14 protein-coding genes are annotated in these 15924 nt (G+C 58.9%); 8 read left to right on the top strand and 6 right to left on the bottom strand.

Annotation, left to right across the window (positions count from 1 at the left end):
• Positions 1-9: 9 nt before the first annotated feature.
• The 4 genes from U6037_RS10930 (at position 10) to U6037_RS10915 (ending at position 4567) form a co-directional block, all read left to right on the top strand.
• Positions 10-873, top strand: a complete 864-nt coding sequence (locus tag U6037_RS10930; RefSeq protein WP_322846746.1) for a hypothetical protein — start codon at positions 10-12, stop codon at positions 871-873.
• A gap of 84 nt (positions 874-957) precedes the next feature.
• On the top strand, positions 958-1986 hold the full coding sequence (locus tag U6037_RS10925; protein ID WP_322846745.1) for a hypothetical protein: 1029 nt from the start codon (positions 958-960) through the stop codon (positions 1984-1986).
• 16 nt (positions 1987-2002) lie between these two features.
• On the top strand, positions 2003-4012 hold the full coding sequence (tssI, locus tag U6037_RS10920; RefSeq protein ID WP_322846744.1) for a type VI secretion system tip protein VgrG: 2010 nt from the start codon (positions 2003-2005) through the stop codon (positions 4010-4012).
• 12 nt (positions 4013-4024) lie between these two features.
• A complete protein-coding gene (locus U6037_RS10915) occupies positions 4025-4567 on the top strand; it encodes a toxin-antitoxin system YwqK family antitoxin (RefSeq protein ID WP_322846743.1) in 543 nt (180 codons plus the stop codon).
• A gap of 212 nt (positions 4568-4779) precedes the next feature.
• On the opposite strand, the gene U6037_RS10910 is transcribed toward U6037_RS10915, so the two are convergent.
• Entirely contained in the window at positions 4780-5175 is a 396-nt protein-coding gene (locus U6037_RS10910; RefSeq protein ID WP_007911072.1) for a DUF4280 domain-containing protein, read from the bottom strand.
• A 190-nt stretch (positions 5176-5365) separates the two neighbouring features.
• On the opposite strand from U6037_RS10910, the gene U6037_RS10905 reads away from it, so the two are divergent.
• Complete coding sequence (locus tag U6037_RS10905) at positions 5366-6433, top strand: phosphotransferase family protein (RefSeq protein WP_322846742.1); 1068 nt, start codon at positions 5366-5368, stop codon at positions 6431-6433.
• Positions 6434-6455: 22 nt separating this feature from the next.
• Positions 6456-7223, top strand: coding sequence for an SDR family oxidoreductase (locus tag U6037_RS10900; RefSeq protein ID WP_034152479.1), 768 nt, complete (start codon positions 6456-6458; stop codon positions 7221-7223).
• Between the two features lie 129 nt (positions 7224-7352).
• On the opposite strand, the gene U6037_RS10895 is transcribed toward U6037_RS10900, so the two are convergent.
• From U6037_RS10895 to U6037_RS10885, 3 genes are all read right to left on the bottom strand, one after another.
• Positions 7353-8003, bottom strand: a complete 651-nt coding sequence (locus tag U6037_RS10895) for a trimeric intracellular cation channel family protein (protein ID WP_322846741.1) — start codon at positions 8001-8003, stop codon at positions 7353-7355.
• Between the two features lie 1270 nt (positions 8004-9273).
• Positions 9274-9531 carry a DUF1652 domain-containing protein gene (locus U6037_RS10890; RefSeq protein ID WP_127926739.1) on the bottom strand — a complete coding sequence of 86 codons (258 nt, stop codon included), beginning with the start codon at positions 9529-9531 and terminating at the stop codon, positions 9274-9276.
• 137 nt (positions 9532-9668) lie between these two features.
• A complete protein-coding gene (locus U6037_RS10885; RefSeq protein WP_322846740.1) occupies positions 9669-11165 on the bottom strand; it encodes a helix-turn-helix transcriptional regulator in 1497 nt (498 codons plus the stop codon).
• Positions 11166-11363: 198 nt separating this feature from the next.
• On the opposite strand from U6037_RS10885, the gene U6037_RS10880 reads away from it, so the two are divergent.
• Positions 11364-11555, top strand: coding sequence for a hypothetical protein (locus tag U6037_RS10880; RefSeq protein ID WP_322846739.1), 192 nt, complete (start codon positions 11364-11366; stop codon positions 11553-11555).
• A gap of 119 nt (positions 11556-11674) precedes the next feature.
• Here the strand turns inward: U6037_RS10880 and U6037_RS10875 are convergent, their stop codons facing one another.
• The gene (locus U6037_RS10875; RefSeq protein ID WP_322846738.1) at positions 11675-12307 is read right to left on the bottom strand and encodes a PQQ-binding-like beta-propeller repeat protein; all 633 of its coding nucleotides are present in this window, start codon (positions 12305-12307) and stop codon (positions 11675-11677) included.
• Between the two features lie 31 nt (positions 12308-12338).
• Positions 12339-13550: a helix-turn-helix domain-containing protein gene (locus U6037_RS10870; RefSeq protein WP_322846737.1), complete on the bottom strand. Its 1212-nt coding sequence runs from the start codon at positions 13548-13550 to the stop codon at positions 12339-12341.
• Positions 13551-13680: 130 nt separating this feature from the next.
• Between U6037_RS10870 and tssI (U6037_RS10865) the strand changes: the two genes are divergently transcribed.
• The gene (gene tssI / locus U6037_RS10865; RefSeq protein WP_322846736.1) at positions 13681-15924 is read left to right on the top strand and encodes a type VI secretion system tip protein VgrG; all 2244 of its coding nucleotides are present in this window, start codon (positions 13681-13683) and stop codon (positions 15922-15924) included.

The raw sequence follows: 15924 nt of genomic DNA, 5'->3' as shown, positions 1-15924 counted from the left end.
GGATGACCTATGTTAAATACGCACGCCGACCCTAAAGAAACAGAACTGGCAAATGCGCTCAATCATCTGAATGCCTTGCTGTCGACAAATTTCAACATCCCCAACATTCACAGCCTGTTAAAAAGCAAAGCCATTTTACTGACCCAAGACACCGACGATGTTTCACCCAACGCAACTACTTGCCTCAACGGGCAAGTCAGTGTCCCTAGAGGAATAGAAATCAGCGTCCCCGAAGGTAATGGAATAATGATTAAGGCGAAAGGTGCTGTCAGCACCCGTCCTTGGTATGTTTTTCATTATGCAAATGGCGAGTCCACCAATGGCACCCTTGGAACGGGTTCCTGCCTGGTCCCCTATGATGCGCCGATAGGTACAGTCGTAATATCAGGAGGTTTTTGCGGTTGTGTCGCGCGCGTAGACAAGGCTAACAATGGCTTGCTGTTTACGCATGACAATAACGGTAAATGCCTCGTTGCCCCCTTACCGGGCACAACCAGAATTGCCAGCATCGATTTCAACTCATACTGCGAAAAAGGTAACAGCCACCAAAGAAACGCATTTGAAGAGGCCGTTGTCGCAGAGGTGCACATTTCGATGCCGTCAGTTGTGGCTGCTACTATTTTTTTCTTGAAAATAAACAACTCCCAGTTCTTCGCTTTCTGTTCTTCTTATTTGTTCGGCTTCTCATCCAGACCGACTTCTAGCTTTGGTTTTCTGGCACGGTTGATAACAACCCCCCAGCCGGTGCCCAATTTACACCGCTATTACTTTCCAGACCCTGAAAACTCCAAGTTCATCAGTTTGATCGATAACGCCGCTGCCAACCTGCAGGAAGTGGCCAACCCACTGCCCATTACAAATGAGACACCATAAATGAGCCAATTGGAATTCAGAATCGCAGCAGGCCGGCATACACAACCTGTGCGTCGAGTTGACAAAACGAAGTGAGAAATCAAAATGCCGCTCACGATAATGACTTGGAACGCGCAACACTTCGACGAACAGAATTCGACGCTATCCGAGGCTTACAGAGAAAAACTTGCCTTTCTGGTTTATTACCTTGAGCAAAGAAAGCCCGATATCTTCGCCTTGTTCGAAACAGGTAAATCGGGCGCAGCCAACACCCAATTAGTGAGGGACCTGACTGCACATTACAGTCCAGTAAGCATCCTTCAGCCCGAGAGCGCAAAGAACAAAATCACGACATTGGGTTCAATCGTTTTTGTAAAGAACGCGATTGCCAGTGAATTTACCGACATTTCAGAACATGTTCCACTGGATGACAAAGAGCAACGTGGAGCATTACTTATTCACCATAAAACTACCGATTTATGTTATGGCTTCTATCATGCAAACGCGTCCTGCGTGGCACTGGGAAATATCGTCAACGCAATAAATTACATTCAGGGCATGAGGGTCAAACTGGTTTTTTTTGGTGGCGATTTGAACGTACCCACTGATGGCAAGCCTGACGCAATAATGAAAATGCAGAAACTCACGCCAACAGGTGCGGGGTATACACATGTCAGCATCCTGAGTGATGACGTGAGTTCCTCCAGCAGAGAATTAAGAGACATGCAGGAGTTTGGCCACTTCCTTAATCTCACGCCAAAAAAATATTTTGAAGAAGAATACAAATGGAACCATGCCATCGATGCAAAACCTCGGCATCCAACAGCACAGTTAAGCTTGTTGGACTATGCCTATGTACATGAACTAGAGAAATGGAGCGCCGTTTGCGAAGGCAGTGCTAACACCGTTGAATCGGGAGAGTCAGTCAGGCACCGCACAACCGTCATCCAGAAAATCTGCCTGGGCATGTCCGTAAGAAGTGATCATTTCCCGGTATTTTTTACCTATGGTGTTGTGCCGTCTTCTCCATCGACATCCTCTGGTTCCCCTCCATTACTGGCTCCGGTATCGACTGGTGCCTCGGTATCACCGTCGCTCGGCCCCGCCCCCGTTGACGGCAGTTCAATGTTTTAGCCATTGAGACCACCCCATGCCACGTTCCACCGACAGCAACACCAGTCTCTCCCTCACCGCGACTTCGCTGTCGGCGCTTTATCCTGAGTGTCTGTCCGGTGAAGAAGCGCTCAATGCGCTCGGTTCGCAAATGCTCAGTGGCCTCAACGATGGCGCCTCGCTCACGCTGACCTCTGCCGTCGCCACCCATGTCACCACTACCCTGCACAACAATGCACAGCTGCGCCCGTTCGATGCCCTCGTCGCCGAGATCCGCCAACTGCCTGCCGATGCGACCGCCGAGCGCTATCAGCTGATTTTAAGACCGTGGCTATGGTGGCTGACGCTAGCCAGCAACAACCGCGTCTTCCAGAACCTCGCGACCTCGGACATCGTCACGACGATTTTCAAGGCCCATGGCTTCAGCGATTTCAAACTCTCGCTAACCGGCAGTTACACGCCGCGCGAGTACTGTGTGCAGTACTGCGAAACCGACTTCGCCTTTGTCTCGCGACTAATGGAAGAGGAAGGCATTTTCTGGTTTTTCACTCACGACGACGGCAAACACACGCTGGTATTGGGCGACAGCAACGATGCTTTCGTACCCATTCCCAACGGGCCGACGGTTAAGTATCTGGGTCAGGGCCTGGGCGAGCGGGAGTTACACGGCATTCGTTCCGGGCAAGTCTGCTTGCAAGCGGTAGCCGGGGTTTATCGAGCGACGGATTACGAATTCACCACGCCAACCACTTCGCTCTACGGCCAGGCCGAAGCCGTGGCCGGGCCGCTTTCGATCTACGAGCATCCGGGCAGCTACAACGCCAAGGCGCGCGGTGATGCGCTGACCAAGCAACGGGTCGACGGCTTGCGCAGCGAGGAGAAACGCTTTGTCGGTGAAAGCGACTGCCGTTGGCTGATTCCGGGCCACTGGTTCACCCTCGACGGGCATGACGATGCGAGTCTGAACGTCGATTGGGTCGTCACGCGGGTCACCCATGACGCCAGCCACGAAAGTTATCGCAACCGCTTCGAAGCCATCCCCAAAGCCACCCCGTTTCGCCCGCAACGTGTGACGCCAAAGCCGCGCATGCATCCGCAGACCGCGATCGTGGTGGGCAAGTCCGGTGAGGAAATCTGGACCGACGAATACGGCCGGATCAAGTTGCAGTTCCCGTGGGATCGCGACGGCAAGAACGATGAAACCAGCTCCTGCTGGGTGCGCGTGGTGTTGCCGTGGAGCGGCAAAGGCTTCGGCATGCAGTTCATCCCGCGCATCGGCCAGGAAGTCATCGTCACGTTTATCGACGGTGATCCGGACCGGCCGCTGGTCACCGGTTGCGTTTATAACGGCGACAACGCCCTGCCCTATGCCCTCCCGGCCAATCAGACGCAATCGGGGATCAAGACCCAGTCGTCCAAGGGTGGCGGCGGCTTCAACGAGCTGCGCTTCGAGGACAAGAAGGACGCTGAAGAAGTGTTCTTGCAGGCGCAGAAGGATTTCAACATCAACGTGCTCAACGACACCGCTGCCACCGTCGGCCACGACGAAACCCTCACGGTGCAAAATGCGCGCACGCGCACAGTGAAGGACGGCGACGAGACGGTGACGCTGGAAAAAGGTAAACGCAGCGTGACCATTCAGACCGGCAGCGACAGCCTCGATGTGAAGGACAGCCGCACGGTGAAGGTCGGCGCCGACCAGAACCACAGCACCGGCGGCAACTTCACCGACAAGGTCACAGGCGATTACAGCCTGACGGTCGATGGCAACCTGACGATCAAGGTCAGCGGCACCCTCACTCTGCAAAGCGGCGGTAGTTTCACCATCAAGAGCGGCGCTGATCTGGCGACGTCGGCCAGCACTTCGATCACGCACAAGGCCGGCACCGCGCTGACCAATCAGGCCGGAACCTCACTGGACAACAAGGCTGGAACGACGCTGACCAACGATGCCGGCATCAGCCTGACCAACAAGGGCGCAGCCTCGCAGACCGTGGATGGCGGCGGCATGCTGACCATCAAGGGCGGTCTGGTGCAGGTCAACTGACAAGGAGCAGCCATGGGGATTACACCGCTGGATCTGCAGCAGGACGACAAGCAACTCAAGGGGCGCTTGCAGGACGGTCAGCTAGAGGGGCCGTTGAACATCAAGGATGACGGGCGCAAGCAGGCGGATCTGCATTACAGCCAGGGCGAACTGCAGGGCACGTCGCTGCTCTATCACCCCAACGGCAAGGTCTCGGCGCAAATGCCCTTTGTGCGCGATAAGCTGCAAGGGGTCGCCAGTTTTTATGCGCCGGAGGGTTTTCTGCAGCGCAAGGCGACGTATCGGCGCGGGTTGCTGCACGGCGAAGCGTTCAACTACTTCCCGGATGGGCAAGTGGCGGAGGCGGAGTTTTATCGCGATGGCGTGCGAGAGGGGCGTTATCAGCGCTTTCATCCCAATGGTAAACCGGCGCTGGAGGCGCGCTATGTGAATGGTCAACTGCTGGAGCCGGAGCAAGGTTTTGCCGAGGACGGGCGGCCGCTGGGGGCGGATGGCAAGCCGATTTCGCGGGTGCGCTGGTGGTATCGGCAGTGGGCGGATCCGCAGCAGGTCTGAGAACCTTGAAGAGCCCCTCACCCTAGCCCTCTCCCAGAGGGAGAGGGGACTGATCGGGGGAGATTGAAGAGGTTCGCCGACGTGAAGGATATGCAGTGAATCCAAAATCAAATCGGTTCGATGCGCAGAGCTAATAATCGACTCGGTCGGCCCCCTCTCCCCCTGGGAGAGGGCTGGGGTGAGGGGTTTGGATTTCACGCCAAGTAAAAAACTCAGGGAATCAGCATCTGCATCTGCCCCGGCACGACAATCTTGATCACCCCCGCCCAGTTGCACATCAACGTCGAGTTGGCATCGATCGCCGGCATCCCGCCCAACAATAACGTCGGCGCCCCGCCGGGGATCCACGGCGTGGCCGTCGCCGGAATGCACGGCATCGGCGTCAACACCCCCAACGCGGCCGCCGTCGCAGCGGCCACCATCGGATTGGCCATGCTCATGCACACCCCGAACGGCAGGATATTGACCAGCGGAATGTGATCCATGATGTTCGCCGCCGGCATCCCGCCGGTCAGCGTGCGGTTAACCGGCAACACGTTGAGCATCGACGGCGCGGCGCCGAAGCTGCATTGCAACGTGGCCGTGGCACAGACTTGCGGACAGCCCATTTCAACGCTCCTTTGCGACCATGGCATACCCGCTAAACCTTAGTCTGCCGCAGCCCGTCGCGCACATTCCCAAAGGTGATTATCCGGCAACACGCTAACCTATAAGACCGACCCGCGCTTGTGACCGCCCGAGCGCCCCATTAGATTAGCCAATGATGTCTGGCCTCCAAAATAAGCAGAAGGGATAAGCATGGCGCTTACTGACCAGTCCACCCGTATCCGCTCTGGCGAAGAACTCGATGCCAGCCTGATCGATCCGTACCTCAAGGCGCACATTCCGGGCCTCAGCGGCACACCTGCGATCAGCCAGTTCCCCGGCGGTGCGTCGAACCTGACCTACCTGCTGGAATACCCGGAACAGGAATTCGTCCTGCGCCGCCCGCCGTTTGGCCACAAGGCCAAATCCGCCCACGACATGGGCCGTGAATTCCGCATCCTCAATCAATTGCGCGACGGCTTCCCGTATTGCCCGAAAGCCTACGTGCACTGCACCGACGAATCGGTGATCGGCGCCGAGTTCTACGTGATGGAACGGGTCAACGGCATCATCCTGCGCTCGGAACTACCGCCGGAGCTGGGCCTTGATTCGGCAAAAACCGAAGCGTTGTGCAAAAGCTTCATCGACCGCTTCGTCGAACTGCACCGCGTCGACTACAACGTCTGTGGCCTCGGTGATCTGGGCAAACCGCAAGGCTACGTCGCCCGCCAGATCAAAGGCTGGAGCGAACGCTACGAAAAAGCCCTGACCCCCGACGCGCCACACTGGGAAAAGGTCAAAGCCTGGCTCAACGACAAGATGCCGGCCGACCACCCGACTTCAAGCATCGTCCACAACGACTACCGTTTCGACAATGTCATCCTCGACCCGCACAACCCGATGCAGATCATCGGCGTGCTCGACTGGGAACTGACCACCCTCGGCGACCCGCTAATGGACCTGGGCAACACCCTCGCCTATTGGATTCAGGCCGATGACCCAGCGCCGGTGCAACTGATGCGCCGCCAGCCAAGCCACGCGCCGGGCATGCTCACGCGCCGCGAATTCGTCGATTACTACGCCGAACGCTCGGGCATCCAGATCGACAATTTCGATTTCTACTACACCTACGGCCTGTTCCGCCTGGCCGGCATCGTGCAGCAGATCTACTACCGCTTCTATCACGGCCAGACCCAGGACAAACGCTTCGCGCAGTTCATTCACATGAACAAACTGCTGGAGCAGATGAGCCTGCAAGTCATTGCGAAATCGAGCCTCTGACGGCCCACACCAAGGAACCCCTATGTCCAAGACTCAGTTGTTCGACCTCGACGGCAAAATCGCTTTCGTTTCCGGCGCCAGCCGTGGCATCGGCGAAGCCATCGCCAAACTGCTGGCCCAGCAAGGTGCCCACGTAATCGTCTCGAGCCGCAAGCTCGACGGTTGCCAGCATGTCGCCGACGCGATCATCGCCGCTGGCGGCAAAGCCACTGCGGTGGCCTGCCACATCGGTGAAATGGAGCAGATCAGCCAGGTCTTCGCCGGGATCAAGGAACAGTTCGGCCGCCTCGACATTCTGGTCAACAATGCCGCAACCAATCCACAGTTCTGCAACGTGCTGGACACCGATCTGAGCGCATTTCAGAAGACCGTCGACGTGAACATTCGCGGCTACTTCTTCATGTCCGTGGAAGCGGGCAAGCTGATGCGTGAAAACGGTGGCGGCAGCATCATCAACGTCGCGTCGATCAACGGTATTTCGCCGGGGATTTTCCAGGGCATCTACTCGGTGACCAAAGCGGCGGTGATCAACATGACCAAAGTGTTTGCCAAGGAATGCGCGCAGTTCGGCATCCGCTGCAACGCCCTGCTGCCGGGCCTGACCGACACCAAATTCGCTTCGGCACTGGTGAAGAACGATGCGATCCTCAAGCAAGCACTGACGCAGATTCCGCTCAAGCGTGTGGCGGATCCGAGCGAAATGGCTGGCGCGGTGTTGTACCTGGCCAGTGACGCGTCGAGCTACACCACGGGTGTTGCGCTGAATGTCGACGGTGGGTTCCTGTCCTGATCCCACTCGGGACTTGAACTGATCTTGTCCCTGTAGGAGCTGCCGAAGGCTGCGATCTTTTGATCTTGTTTGTAAAAAATCAAAATCAAAAGATCGCAGCCTTCGGCAGCTCCTACAGGGATTTGTGTATCAGGCGATGACTTTCGGCAATTGCCAGCCGAAATGCACCGACAGCAAACGCAACGTCAAACACCCCGCCCCCGCCAGCAATGCCGCCGCTACCGGGGAAACACCCAGCCTGCGGGCGATGATCAACACCGCCGCACCGACAAACGCCGAACTCGCATACAAATCCACCTGCAACACCACCGGTATCCGCGCCAGCACAATGTCGCGAATCACCCCGCCGCCAACCCCCGTGATCGTGCCCATCAGCATCGCCACAAACGGCGTAATGCCGAAATTCAACGCCTTCTGCGCACCCGCCACGGCGAACAACGCCAACCCCGCAGCGTCGAGCACAATCAGCGTCGATCCAGACCAACCCAGCACCTGCTCATGAAAGATAAACGCCAACCCGCCCATGAAAAACGCCAGCGCCGGGTAACGCCAATCGGCCACGGCATTGGGTGGCGTCGCACCAATCAAAAGATCACGGGTGACCCCGCCGCCAAGGGCGACGATAAACGCAATCACCATCACCCCGAGCAAATCGAGCTGACTGCGCATTGCCGCAATCGCACCCTCGACAGCAAACACCGCCGTGCCGGCCAGGTCGGCCACCAGCACAATCCGCTCAACCCGGGACTTACGCCCCGCCGGCGCTACTGCGTGACGCAACGGGTTGTAGTGATGTGTCGAGTAACCTGCCCGTCGGCGTACACGTCACCGGCGACCTCGGTGTTCTCGAGGACCTGGCAAGTACGTTCCGGTGGCGGAGGTGGCGCTACCGGTGGAGGTGGCGGTGGACTGGCACAACCCGCCAGCAACACAGCAAAAAAAGCCAACGGCAACACGCGTTTCCCAAGAGGGTTCATAGGACGATCCGCGATGAATGGAAGAGCAACTCCCGCGACCGAACCGACCACGGAAGACCTGACCACTCATTCTTTATAGCCGAGGCCCCCGCAAGCGCCAGTGAATCGGCCGGATCGGAGGGGTATGGCTGTCGATTTTGCGTTGGAATCAGCGAGGGTTGGCAGGCTGGGATTCGCTTTGCCAGACAGGCCGCCTTCGCGAGCAGGCTCGCTCCTACAGTTGGAATGAGTACATCTGCAAAAAACAGGTCGGCTGTCAGGCCGCCTTCGCGAGCAGGCTCGCTCCTACAGTTGGAATGAGTACATCTGTAAGAAACAGGTCGGCTGTCAGGCCGCCTTCGCGAGCAAGCTCGCTCCCACATTGGAATTGAGTGCCGCCAGCAAGAAATTGGTCGGTTGGCAGACCGCCATCGCGAGCAGGCTCACTCCTACAGTTGGAATGAGTACATCTGCAAAAAACAGGTCGGCTGTCAGGCCGCCTTCGCGAGCAGGCTCGCTCCCACAGTGGAACCGAGTACATCTGCAAAAAACAGGTCGGCTGTCAGGCCGCCTTCGCGAGCAAGCTCGCTCCCACAGTGGAGCCGAGTACATCTGCAAAAAACAGGTCGGCTGTCAGGCCGCCTTCGCGAGCAGGCTCGCTCCCACAGAAAAGCAAAAGCAAGGCACCTCCCACCTCGCACCTCGCATCGCCTCGGCTCCTCACCACTCAACAGGATGAGCGTTAGCTCGGCTGCAGCTCTTGATCTTGCCGTGCTGGCCCCTTCGGCAGGCTGAGTGGAGGGATTGATCCGGGGGTGGGAGCGCAGCGACCGTTTGGCGAAGCCAAACACAGCGAGAGGAGGTGCAGCGAAGCAAACCGTAGGCGCTGCCCCCGGATCGATCCCGGAACGAAGGAACCCCGAGCTTTAGCGAGTGGGCCGAACGCCGGGGCCCAGCCTTTTGGTTACTTTTTGGCGTTTGAAAAAGTGACCCGCTGTAAGAGCGGAACCGCCAGCCGCAGCACCCGAAGAAACGGATATACACCCAAAACCCCAAGAGCATGGTCGGCCCAAAGGCCGCCAAGCCTAAAAGCCCTAAGCCAAATCCGGATCCCGAAACAAACGCAAAGAATTGCTCTCAAGCTCATACCGCAACTCTTCAATCAACGCCTCAACAGCCTCAGGCGTACGCAACGCATCAAGCTTCAACCCGCTGATCACCAGATCCACCTGCCCCGACACCGGGTGATACAGCTTCACGGTCAGCGAATGATCACCATCCACCAGACACTCACACGCCAGCGGCGAAAAACTGCGCTCAAGCTGCGCGCGCAACTGCACAAGATTCATCATTGCGGCTGTTCCTTTAGCAACTTCGAAGGGACGCGACCACAAACCTCAAAAGGCTCGCACCGCACCCCAACAGACTAAGAACAGCCGCCCGACATCAACACCTCAAATTGCACCAGACCCACTAGTGCATTTGCACCCTATCGCTGGCCCTTGACGCTCGAATCCCCGGCAAACAATCCACGCTCGCGCGCCCAGACAATCGCCTCGCTGCGACTATGTACATCCAGCTTGGAATACACCGTCGCGACATGATTACGCACAGTGTTCGGCGCCAGTTTCAGCCGCGCCGCGATCTCCTTGTCCGCCAGCCCTTCACAGATCAACCCCAGCACATCACGCTCACGCGCCGTCAGATCAGTGAACGAAACGCTAGGCAATTGCGGCGAGTTGACCTTCTTCACATTGGCCAGTTTTTCGATCAGCGTCCGACTGAACCACGAAGCATCTTTCATCACCTCTTCAATCGCCGCCACCAGCTCAAGCTCGGTGCGCTTGCGCTCGGTGATATCCATCAACACCAGCAAATAACATGGCATGTCCTGAATATTCACGGTGTCGGCCGACAGCGCACACTCGAGCAGTTCCGCATCCTTCTTGCGCACCCGCACATCCACCCGATCCACTCGACCGTTTTTCTCAAGCGCGGCCAGCAACCGCGTGCGCGCACCGCTGTCATCGATGAAATCCAGCTGCGTCACGGTTTTGCCGAGCATGTCCTCACTGTCGTAGGCCAGGGTTTCGAGGAACGCCTGATTGACGTCGATCACTTGCTGCTCGTCGGCACTGCAAATCAGGATCGGCACCGGCGTCAAGCGAAACGCCTTGGCAAAACGCTCTTCGCTTTGACGCAACGCCACCTCGGCCCTATGCCTCGGCTCCATGTCGACGAAGGAAAACAGCATGCAATCCTCATCGTTGAGCGTCAGCGGTTGGCCGGCGACGATCACTTGCTTGCTGCCGCCATCGGGCAGGCGCAGTTCGGCCTGCATCTGCGGAATGGTCGCGACGTCGCGCAGACGCTGAATCGCCAGATCCTTTTTCTCGGCTTGCTCAAAGATGTCGATTTCATAGGCCGAGGTGCCGATCACTTGCTCGCGGGTATAGCCGGTCATCTCGAGAAAACCGGGATTGACCTTGATGTAGCGCAGGTCGCTGAGGCGGCAGATCACCGCCGGCGCCGGGTTGGCGTTGAAGGTCTTTTCGAAGCGCTGCTCAGCGTTCGCCCAATCGGTGACGTCGCTCATGATCAGCACCAGCGACTCAGGCTGCCCTTCGCGATCGGTGAGGATCATGCTGCGCACGCTGTGCACCCAGACGCGCTCCGGATCATCGGTCGGCGACACTTCGATCAGCACGTCATTGAAACTCTCACAGCGCGCTACCCGGCTGATCGGGTAGTTTTCGGCGCTGATCGAGTGATTATTGCGATAGCGCAGGTTGAATTTCTTGGCGTATTCGTCGGCGTTGTGGCCCAGATCGGTGATCCGGCTGACACCGTGCATGGACAGCGCGGCTTCGTTGGCCCAGAGAATGCTCTGATCCAGCTCCAGCAGGATCACCCCGTCGGACAGCCCGGCGATGATCTGCTGCAACTGGCGGCGGTTGGTTTCGGTGGTCAGGACTTCCTGGCTCATTGGATCTCCACAAGTGATACGCCCATGTGAAGAGTACGACCGCAGCCACCCGTGATCGTGCCGAGCCATTAATTTGCGCAACAACGCCTACAGGGGATCGCGGTGCATTCGCGACTTCCGGCTTTGTCGTCTAACGTTAATACCTCATCGGATTGAGCCCCTGCCCGCAACACCGGGCTCTTGATCAAGGAGAGACTGATGACGTCGCGTCGCAACATCGAACAGACCTACCGCACCTGGTCCAGCCCGATTCTGCTGGAGCTGAAAAAGCGCGAACACCAAATGGCGCCGGTCGAGCGTCAGGCCCTTGAGAATGTCCTGCTGGAAAGGAGGTTGCTGGACATCGGCGGCGCGGAGGGTATTGAACGTCGTCGAAACAGTGGTGCCTGACACTGCGCTTTCGCGAGCAGGCTCGCTCCCACAGGGTTTGAAGTTGTTCACAACATTTGTGTTCATCCGCAATCACTGTGGGAGCGAGCCTGCTCGCGAAGAGGCCGGTGCAGAGCCCATCATTTGGGCCGACGCACCGCCCTCACCCGACCACTGTCGCCGCCACCGCAATAGAAACGATCGGCTCCGTCGGCCTCCAGCCCCGAAACACCCGAGCCCTTTGGCATCTTCAGCGACTCGATCACCTTTCCGTCCTGCGGATCGATCCGCCGCAGCTCACTCTCATCCGCCTCCCAAGTGCCATGCCACAACGCGCCATCCGCCCAGGTCACCCCGGTGACAAAGCGGTTCGACTCCAACGTGCGCAGGATCTCGCCGGTCTGCGGATCAATCTGATGAATCTTGCGCTCGCGATACTGCCCGACCCATAACGAGCCATCCGCCCAGGCCATGCCTGAGTCGCCGCCATTCCCCGGGGCCGGGATGGTGTGGAGCACGCGCCCCGTGGCCGGATCGATCTTGTGGATGCGGCGGTCGGCAATCTGGTACAGGTGCTGGCCGTCGAACGCAGTGCCGCCGTCGGCGCCAACCTTGATCGTGCGCACGGTTTCGCCGCTGGCCGGATCGAGTGCATTGAGCTGGCCGTCGCTGGCGAACCAGACCTGCTGGCCATCGAATGTCACGCCGTGTATGCCTTTGATGTCATCAAAAGGACCGTACTCGCGAAGGACTTCTGCATTTGCTTGTTTCATGGCAACTTCCTCGTGGGTGTGTGGGTCCAGCCTAGCCATTGCCCAGCGACACCGGGAGTAACAAGATCGTCGCGAAACCCGGGAGCGGTGGCGTCATCCAGCGCCGCGCCCGGCCGACACCGAACGCCTGCACTTTGTCCGCCCGCGCCAGAGCCTCCAAGGCGCGTTGCACCTGGCGCTGGCTGTTGCCCAAAGCCAATGCCAGCGCTGAACTCGACCAGGCCTCGCCGTCGGCGAGCAAAGCCAGCAACGCCGCGTATTTGTCTTCGACCGGCAGTGTCAGCAGTGCCAAGTCCTCGGCCATCAGCGCAAACCCCTTTGGCGTCGCGCTGATGTTCGCCAGCGGTGCCAACGCTGCACGCAATCGGCCAATTTCGACCCGCAGGCGAGCACGGTGCGATTCATCCGTGAGGGGAAAACCAAAGGCTGTGGCGAACAGTGTTTCGCGCGCCACATCGCCCGGCCAGGCTTGCGCAAGTAATCGTGCGAGATTGAACAGCACCGGCCGCGTGGCCAGCGCCACCGTCATGCCGGCACCGCGCACGCTATAGCGGCAGGCATCGACGATCAGTGTCGACGAGTTGAACAAAGCTTCAACCTGCGCCAGATTCACCCGTTGCGCCTGACCGGCAACGATCAACCGCGCCGCCGGCGCAGCGAGCATGTGACAGGCGTGATCGACCTCGGCGCTCAGTGCGGCGATCCCGGCCTGTTGCGCCGCAGCCTGCGCCCGAGCCAGCGCCGCGCCGGCCATGTGCGCCTGGACCCGACGCACGGCAATCCCGGCGGCGATCAACTCATGAGCAGCACGCAGCGCCGGCGGCAACGGTGCCGGGTCAGTTTCACCCAGCAACGTTTCGGCCTCTTGCAGCTCGCCAATCAACAGCAACCGGCGAATCTGCAAATAGCGCGCGTGTGCCGCGTTCACGCCGTCACCGTGCTCCTGCAAGACCCGCCGCGCCGCCTCCAGCGCCTTCACCGGCCAGCCCAGATCCCGCGCTGCCAGCGCCACCTCGGCCTCGGCGACCACACAGCGCGCCCGCGACAGCGGTTCATTGCTGCCGAACGCCTTTATCGCCCGTTGCAACAACGCCTTGGCGCGGGGCAGATCACCGAGCTGAGCCATGGCAATTGCGCGCAGGGCCAGCGCCGGCGGGTCCTCACGCAGAGCGACGCAGTTCAACGCGCCTAGCGGGTCACCAGCAGACAGCGCGCGGCCGGCGGCGTTGATCAGCGAATCCATGGCTCGTCCGTCCCTCGGTGACTGAATCGTGAGCTGAGTCTGATCGCTGATTATGGCGCGTTTGGACGCTTGATCGGCTGTTTCAGTTGTTGCAACATCGGCACAGCTTTTCCAATGGATGGAGTCGAGCATGCTGGAAGCAAACGCTAGCCACATTACCTTCACTGTCGAAGGCGCCAACGCCGACCTGCAAGTCCTCAGTTTCACCGGTCGCGAAGCCCTCAACCAACCGTTCCGTTTCGACCTCGAACTCGTCAGCGCCCGCCCCGACCTCAAACTCGAAGAGCTGTTGCACAAACCCGGCGTCCTGACTTTCGGCCCTACCGGCGAAGGCAAGATCCACGGTCTGGTCTATCGCATCGAGCAAGGCGACTCCGGCAAAACCCTGACCCGTTACAGCCTCAGTCTGGTGCCACAACTGGCCTACCTGCGGCACAATCACGATCAGCAGATTTTCCAGCAACTGACCGTACCGAAGATCATCGCCCAAGTGCTGGAGGATCGCGGCATCCTCGCCGACGCCTACAGCTTCCAGCTCGGCGCCGAGTACCCGGAACGCGAATACTGCGTGCAGTACGACGAATCCGACCTGCATTTCATCCAGCGCTTGTGTGAAGAAGAAGGCATTCACTTCCACTTCCAGCACAGCAGCAGCGGCCACAAACTGGTGTTCGGCGACGACCAGACCGTGTTCCGCAAACTCAAAGCCGTGAGCTACCAGCAAGACTCCGGCATGGCCGCCGACAAACCGATGATCAAACGCTTCAACCTGCGTCTGGAAACCCGCACCACCCGCGTCAGCCGCCGCGATTACGACTTCGAAAAACCGAAGATCCTCCCCGAAGGCGCGGTCAAAACCGAGTTCGCCCCGGACCTCGAGGACTACGACTACCCCGGCCGCTTCACCACCCGCGAGCGCGGCAAATTCCTCTCCACCCGCGCCCTCGAACGCCATCGCAGCGACTACAAACTCGCCGAAGGCAAAGGTGACGAACCGACCCTCACCAGCGGCCATTTCCTCACGCTCGCCGAACACCCGCGCACCGAATGGAACGACCTGTGGCTGCTGCTGGAAGTCTTCCACGAAGGCAAACAACCGCAAGTGCTCGGCGAAAACGTCACCAGCGACGTCACCGATAACAAAAGCGATTTCCACCAGGGCTACCGCAACAGCTTCCTCGCCACCCCGTGGGACGCGCACTACCGCCCTGCCCTTGAACACCCGAAACCGCAAGCTCTCGGCAGCCAGACCGCCGTCGTCACCGGCCCCGCAGGCGAAGAAATCCACTGCGACCAATACGGCCGGATCAAAGTGCAATTCCACTGGGACCGCGACGGTCAGTCCAACGACAAAACCACCTGCTGGATGCGCGTCGCCAGCGGCTGGGCCGGCGCAGCCTACGGCGGCATCGCCATCCCGCGCATCGGCATGGAAGTCCTCGTCACCTTCCTTGAAGGCGATCCCGATCAGCCACTGGTCACCGGTTGCCTGTACCACAAGGAAAACGTCGTCCCCTACGACCTGCCGGCAAACAAGACCCGCAGCACCTTCAAAACCCTGAGTTCACCGGGTGGCAAGGGCTACAACGAATTCCGCATCGAAGACAAGAAAGGCGCCGAGCAGATCTACATCCACGCCCAGCGCGATTGGGATGAGAACATTGAGCACGATCAGAAGATCCGGGTGGGCAATGAACGGCACGACACGGTTGAAGCCAATACGCTGAGTGAGTTCAAGGTTGAAGAGCATCGGATTACGCACCTGGATCGGATTAGCGAGATGCGCGCGGATGATCACCTGACCGTGGGTGTGACGCAGCATCTGAAGGTGGGGACTGCGCAGTTTGTTGAGGCTGGGTCAGAAATCCATTACTACGCAGGCCAGAAGGTTGTGGTCGAAGGCGCCATGGAACTCACGGCCAAGGCTGGCGGGAGTTTTGTGAAGGTGGATGCCGGTGGTGTGACCATTAGCGGGGCTGAGGTGAAGATCAATACCGGCGGCTCGCCCGGCGTGGGCACCGGGATCGGGATTCTGGTGCCGTTGATTCCCGGCGCAGTTGACACCGATAAATTCGGCCAATTGCCTGACAGCGCGCCGCGCAGTCACAAGGCGCGCTACCTGTTGCTGGATGAGAAAACCGGTGAACCTCTGGTAGGTACCCCCTATACGTTGAAGCTCGCTGATGGCACCCGAATTGCCGGTTATACCAACGAAGAAGGAAAAACCTTTCAGGCACACAGCAGCAGCCCGGCAGAGGTTGAACTGCTGACACCTGTTCGCAAACCCGAGCCTGAAGAGCCGTTGATCAGGGCAGGGGAAAGCGCACCCAAGGAAATGACCCTGGACTTCAAAAACGCCAACTCGGAGGGCTGA

This window comes from Pseudomonas sp. B33.4, from assembly GCF_034555375.1.
Taxonomy (GTDB): domain Bacteria; phylum Pseudomonadota; class Gammaproteobacteria; order Pseudomonadales; family Pseudomonadaceae; genus Aquipseudomonas.
Note: the sequence above shows the minus strand (reverse complement) of the source record. Positions and strands in the feature narration are given on the sequence as shown.